This is a genomic window from Cupriavidus sp. 05T313 (genome assembly GCF_056396665.1).
Genome location: NZ_JBFTLX010000573.1, coordinates 1 through 595, shown reverse-complemented (window position 1 = coordinate 595; position 595 = coordinate 1). Strand labels below are relative to the sequence as shown.

Sequence of the window (595 nt, the reverse complement as noted above, 5' to 3'; positions counted from 1 at the left end):
TTCCGGAAGGGCTCAATGCCTATTGTCTTGGTAGGCCAAAGGTGATCGATCCATTAGGTGCATGCGAACAGACGATCCATGTCAACCTCTTTTTCGACGGCACCGATAACAACGATGACAAGCAAACGCATCGACGGAATGCCGCCAAGCATGACAACGGCGGTGTTGCGCGAATGCTCTGGCGAGTCTGCGCCAGCCTTTTCCTGATCGCGGCATTGGGCGCTTGCTCCGATCGGCTGTCGGCTTGGTTTTCGCCGTTGTTTTCCGATGCAGAAGTGGAGGCAGCGCCCACGCCAGGCCCCAGGGTTGGCGCCAGCGTGAGCGGATTCAACTATACGCCGGACTTCATCGGCTGGTTCCGCATCACCGGCCCGGATGGCATGCGCGGCGGCGGACCCAATATCATGCCGGCTCCGCCGGGAGAGCGCTCCGGCGGCGGTGCGGAAAACTGTTGCATCAGCATTCCTAGGATCTGGCGTCCCGGCATCCAGGTCACGGTCCACTGGCACGTGGAGAAGGTTCAGGACGGAAAAACGCCGGGCGTGGTTTACCGGGCTACAACCGAAGTGCCGCAATACAACGGAGAGAATACGGC

The 595-nt window shown here is 60.2% G+C and carries 1 protein-coding gene; it reads left to right on the top strand.

All coding sequences use genetic code 11. The features are described from left to right. Positions 1-595 (top strand): DUF3304 domain-containing protein (locus tag AC1DKD_RS41815; RefSeq protein WP_477144806.1); only part of this gene is annotated, 595 nt, incomplete at both ends.